This window comes from Bifidobacterium boum, from assembly GCF_000741535.1.
Lineage (GTDB): Bacteria > Actinomycetota > Actinomycetes > Actinomycetales > Bifidobacteriaceae > Bifidobacterium > Bifidobacterium boum.
On the sequence record NZ_JGYQ01000010.1, the window covers coordinates 1 to 5,368 of the forward strand.

General features: G+C 59.2%; 4 protein-coding genes. All 4 read right to left on the reverse strand.

Annotation, left to right across the window (positions count from 1 at the left end):
- Positions 1–227: 227 nt before the first annotated feature.
- Positions 228–1,178: a choloylglycine hydrolase gene (bsh, locus tag BBOU_RS03945; protein ID WP_026503550.1), complete on the reverse strand. Its 951-nt coding sequence runs from the start codon at positions 1,176–1,178 to the stop codon at positions 228–230.
- A gap of 1,399 nt (positions 1,179–2,577) precedes the next feature.
- Positions 2,578–3,486 carry a glucose-1-phosphate thymidylyltransferase RfbA gene (gene rfbA / locus BBOU_RS03950; RefSeq protein WP_026503549.1) on the reverse strand — a complete coding sequence of 303 codons (909 nt, stop codon included), beginning with the start codon at positions 3,484–3,486 and terminating at the stop codon, positions 2,578–2,580.
- A gap of 7 nt (positions 3,487–3,493) precedes the next feature.
- Positions 3,494–4,966 carry a sugar nucleotide-binding protein gene (locus tag BBOU_RS03955; RefSeq protein ID WP_026503548.1) on the reverse strand — a complete coding sequence of 491 codons (1,473 nt, stop codon included), beginning with the start codon at positions 4,964–4,966 and terminating at the stop codon, positions 3,494–3,496.
- A gap of 125 nt (positions 4,967–5,091) precedes the next feature.
- The coding region (locus tag BBOU_RS03960) for a GDP-mannose 4,6-dehydratase (protein WP_035142624.1) at positions 5,092–5,368 on the reverse strand (277 nt) is incomplete at its 5' end.

Below are 5,368 nucleotides of genomic sequence, written 5' to 3' on the forward strand. Positions count from 1 at the left end.
GTAGATTCATGTTGTCAGCTGTGGAAAATCTGCCGAAATACGAAAGTCTCTGTTATTTGTTTTTCATCATCCACGGTTATACCGGTCATATGACTGATTCACCCGTATGACTTGCACAGGCACAGAAGAATGCGGGGCGCCGGCGCCCGCGGTTACCCCGCGCGCCTAGCGTCCCGCATTCAACCGTTCAGCAGTTCAGCCTCTCAGCAGACTGCCGGCCCACCAACTCACTCAGCGGTCTGCAGCTCGGAGCTTTCAAGGTCGAAGTCGGCCATACGGTAGCTCTTGATGGCCGGATCCTCGTACGTGTTCTTGTAATAGGTGTTGGTCTTGGTGGAGAAGCCGCTCGTGTAGATCGTCTTCTCGTACTGGCCATTGCTCATGAGCGCGCAGCCATCCACCATCGCCGCAGAATCCAGCGTATGGAACAGGCGGGAAACGTTCGCTTCCTCCGTCTTCTGCGCCGGATAGTGGGCGTTCGTGTAGGCAGCGCGCACGAAACGCGACGGCGAGCTGTAATCACCCGGAATGCCGCGCATGCCGGAGCCGGAACCCCACGCGCTGAGCTCTTGGGTGCCCCACTTGACTGGCTCAGGGACGCGCGGATCCATGCTCAGGTAGTTGCGCAGGTTCTCGGTATGCCAGTCGAAAGTCGGCTGGTTGGCGAGCACATCGACACCGTCGTGGTGAACGTGGATGCCGTCAGCCATGACCTCGATCACAATGCTGCGCTTGCCGTCGCCGACGATCCAGTGCAGCAAGGAGACCGGGTACTGCTCGTTGACCTGCTTGGCCACCACGGTCACATTCTTCAAGGCTTCCTCAACCTGGTCAACGGTGGAGAAGCTGCGAGCGATCCAGAACGGCAGCTCATAGGCGGCGACGTTGACCGTGCCGTCCACCGGAGCGTCCGCATACTGGGCGTATCCGGGGAAGTTCAGGCCGGCAACAGCCAAGCCTTCATCATTGGCGCAGTCGAAATACATCGGCATGCCTTCGACGATGATGCCGACGCCCATGACCGGCTTCGGGTTAGCAACCGTCGCGTTGAATGCGACCGGCGCCTGGTACCCGCGCGGCGTCACGACGATCTTCTCGCCATATGAGAACGACCAATCAAGATTGCGGCCGAAATACATGTTGCCGTCTTCATCTGCAAAACGAACTCCAGTGCACATGTCACCTGCTCCTTATCAACATCAACGCTCCTCGTGGGAGCTTTGCGGACTGTGCTTGAGGCTTGACGCCACCGGTGGTTTCCGGCGGCTGTCAATGGTTGCCAATCTCCAACCGACTGTCATCGCATCCGACTCCAGCGCGGCGACCCGTCGGCAACTCAACCAACAGGTTCAGCTACCGAAGCCAAGCGCAACCGTGTTGCCTTCGCACATCCGCTTTGTTATCTTTCACTACTCAGCATAGTCTTCGCGAATCAAGCGGATATGGCAGTTCACACGCGTATTGTTAAGCAGTTTTCCTTGATATATCAGGGTTTTGTACGCATTATTACACCATAACGACTCTTTAATCACACAAGAAAACAGCAGAAGATTCTCAGGTTATTTTTAGGATTGGGTGTGGGGATGGGAGTCGCGGGAGCATGGGGTTGGCGGGGGTGGGTGTCGCGGGAGCTTGGTTGACGGGTTGACTGGTCAGTGCGGCAACGAGATGCGTAGTGGGATGATGATGAGATGGCGTAAAGGCATGGGGCATGATGCTGGGGCGACTGGGCGAGTCGTGTCCCGGACCAAAACGGAGATTACACAGCGGAATCGGAACCAGTCCGCACGAGCACTGGCCGACACTTGTCCGTCTGCCACAGCAACACCACAAACCCGCTAGATTCCAATGAATTGCACACACTGCGGCAATCAACCACTGTCAGGACATCCGCCCGAACCACCCGAATCACGGACCAAACCGGAGGACGAGAGCCGAAAACAGATTCAGTCCACACAGGTGCCGACCGTCATGTACCCGTCAACCACGACCGCACCAGAAACCCGCAGCATCCCAACAATCCGTCAACAGACCTGAAACGAACCGCCAGGGCATCAACCATCCAATTGCCTGAGCCGGTAGACTAAATCAGGAATCACACCCCAGTCCCGGATTCAGTCCGTACTTAGGGCATTTCATCATGAAGATGGTGATTAAGGGAAGAATACCTAATTCGTCTCTCCAGCCGAGCGATCCACAACCATAGGATGTCAGCTTCTCGATAGCCTACATGCTCGGAAGAGGATGCCGGTTCTTTTATCAAACAAGTACTTCAGCGTTTGTTGCTCGCGGCCGTCAATAGCACTGATAATCTGATTGCGAAAGCCCGCTGCTGAGAATGTATATGGAAACATGCTAAGTTGCCTGATGCCAATGTTGGCATTCCGGTGACGGCCACAATCCCGCGATTCCGTGACGCTCTCAGTCACCTGACGGCAGAACTGGCAGCTGCGTATGGCAAGACCACGATTCCAAATTCGACTAAGTATCAAACTATTCGGTAAGCACTGAACTCATGCGATTCAGTACTTACCGAATAGAACTGTCGACATTGCCGTATCGTGGATCGATTGTTGGTTAGTTTTGGGTTTTGTTGTTGTCCACGAGGCGGATGTCACCGTCGGCGATGCCCTGCAAATGCCTGCCGTACGGGCTCTTCCCATACCGTCTGGCGGACTCGAGCAACTCCCCGCGCGTGATCCACCCGTTCTCGTAGGCGATCTCCTCGACCACCGCGATAGGCAGGCCCTGCGCCCGTTGCACCGTACGCACGAACTCACCAGCCTCGAACAGGCTGTCCATCGTACCCGTATCCAGCCACGCATACCCACGGCCCAACGTCCGCACCCTCAGCGAGCCATCCTCCAGATACATGCGGTTCAGATCCGTGATCTCCAACTCGCCGCGCGCCGACGGACGCACTTGTTTCGCGTACTCCACCACACGGTCATCATAGAAATACAAGCCCGTCACCGCGTAATTCGACCTGGGGTGCGCGGGCTTCTCCTCGATCGACACCGCCCTGCCCGACTCGTCGAAATCGACCACGCCGTACCGTTCCGGATCATCCACGTAATAGCCGAACACGCTCGACCGGCCCGCCTCGGCGTCACGCACCGCGCCACGCAACACACGACCCAATCCGTTCCCGTAGAAGATGTTATCCCCCAACACCAAAGCGCACGGACCGCCAGCGATGAACTCCTCACCCAACAGGAACGCCTGCGCCAACCCGTCCGGGCTCGGCTGCACCTTGTACGACAGCCGGACCCCGTACCGGGAACCATCACCCAGCAGACGCTCGAAATTCGGCAGGTCCTTCGGCGTCGAAATCAACAGGATGTCCCGGATACCCGCCATCATCAACACGCTCAACGGGTAATACACCATCGGCTTGTCATACACCGGCAACAACTGCTTCGACGTCACCGTGGTCAACGGATACAGGCGCGTGCCCGAACCACCAGCAAGAATGATGCCCTTCATGACTTCCTCACCGCCCTTCCACGGACCCGCCACGTGCGGCGAGTTCCGCTTGCACATACGCCTTCAGGGACTCCTGCCAATCCGCCGGCGTGAAACCGGTCGCCTCGATCTTGCCCAGCGACAGCGCCGAATGCACCGGCCGCGGCGCCACCGGGCCCTTGGCGGACTGGAAATACTGTTCCGTGGAGACCGGCATGACCGCATCCCCGTTGCCGTTGGTCAGGTCGAACACCTCGGCCGCGATGTCCTTCCAGGAGCGCACGGCCCCTTCACCGGTCAGATCATACGTACCATAGGGCGCCTGCGAACCGAGCAGGTGGAAGATGGCCTCGGCCATATCCTTGGTGAACGTGAGGCGACCGTACTGGTCGTCCACCACGGTCACCTGGTCGAGCGCCTGCGTCGGATCCGCCACACGGTCCGACAAGCCCATCATCGTCTTGACGAAATTATGGCCATCCCCGATCACCCAGCTGGAGCGCAGGATGTAGTGCTGCGGGGCCTGAGCCACGGCGATGTCACCCGCCGCCTTGCTCTGGCCATACACGCCCAGCGGGGCGAAAGACTCACCCTCGGTATGCTCCTCCACCGTGCCGTCAAACACGTAATCCGAACTCACATGCACGAGCGTGATGTGATGCTCACGGGCGACCTTGGCGAGCAACGCCGGGCCCGTGGCATTCGCCTTCCACGCGGCGGTGCGGCCTTCCGGCGTCTCAGCCTTGTCGACAGCGGTGAACGCGCCGGCGTTGATGATCGTCCCGTACAGGTCCCAATCGAACCGATTGTAGGCCGCCGGGTCGGAGAAATCGAAGGTGTCGATGTCATGGTACTCGAAACCGTGCAGCCCATGCGCCTCCGCGTACTCACGGATCGCGCGGCCCAGCTGGCCGTTCGAACCGGTGACAAGCGTGCGCTTCGGCTCCATCGGCTTGGCGTCCTTGAGCATCGGATGATGCAGATCCGCCTCGCTGCGCTCGGTCTGGTCAAGAGGGATGGGCCACTGGATGTTGAGCGTCGGATCCGCAAGGTTCACGAACGTGTACGTCTTCTTCTGCTCGAGGCTCCAATGCGCGTTCACCAGATACGTGTACGCGGTGCCGTCCTCCAACGTCTGGAAACTGTTGCCCACGCCACGCGGCACGAAAATAGCCTTCGACGGATCCAACACGCACGTGTACACCTGGCCGAACGTATCCCCGGGACGCAAATCCACCCACGCGCCGAACACACTGCCCGTCGCGATCGAAATGTACTTGTCCCACGGCTCCGCATGGATACCGCGCGTCACGCCACGCTTCGTGTTGAAACTGATGTTGTTCTGCACCGGACCGAAATCCGGCAACCCCAACGCCGTCTCCTTGGCGCGCTGCCAATTCTCCTTGAACCAGCCACGATTGTCGCCGTGCACCGGCAGGTCAAACACGATGAGACCGGGGATGTTGGTCTTCGTGACCTTGAGTTCCTTCTCGAATTCCATTGCCTTGTCCTTCCTCTGCTTACCTCTCGATGGCGCGACGCCACACGACGATTGCATCGTCGTCACGACGGCACGATGCCTCCGCGCCACGCCGCACGACGCGCCATGGCGCCGCGCCGACGGCCTCACTGGCCCTGACGCCTGTAGCGTTCCTCGGTCGCGGCCTTGGTCTTCTCCCACCACTGCGGGTTCTGTGTGTACCAGTCGATCGTGGCCTTCAGACCCGACTCGAAATCCGTGTGCTTGGGCTCCCAGCCCAGCTCCGTGCGCAGCTTTGTCGCATCGATCGCATAACGGCGGTCATGCCCCGGACGGTCCTTCACATGGTCGAAGGCGTCCTCCGGCCGGCCCATGAGGCGCAGGATCAACCGGAGCACGTCGATGTTGTTCCTCTCGCCGTTC

Excerpts from the sequence above, each read along its gene's own strand:
- rfbA (WP_026503549.1), bottom strand. The coding sequence starts at position 3,486 with ATGAAGGGCATCATTCTTGCTGGTGGTTCGGGCACGCGCCTGTATCCG.
- BBOU_RS03955 (WP_026503548.1), bottom strand. The coding sequence starts at position 4,966 with ATGGAATTCGAGAAGGAACTCAAGGTCACGAAGACCAACATCCCCGGT.
- bsh (WP_026503550.1), bottom strand. The coding sequence starts at position 1,178 with ATGTGCACTGGAGTTCGTTTTGCAGATGAAGACGGCAACATGTATTTC.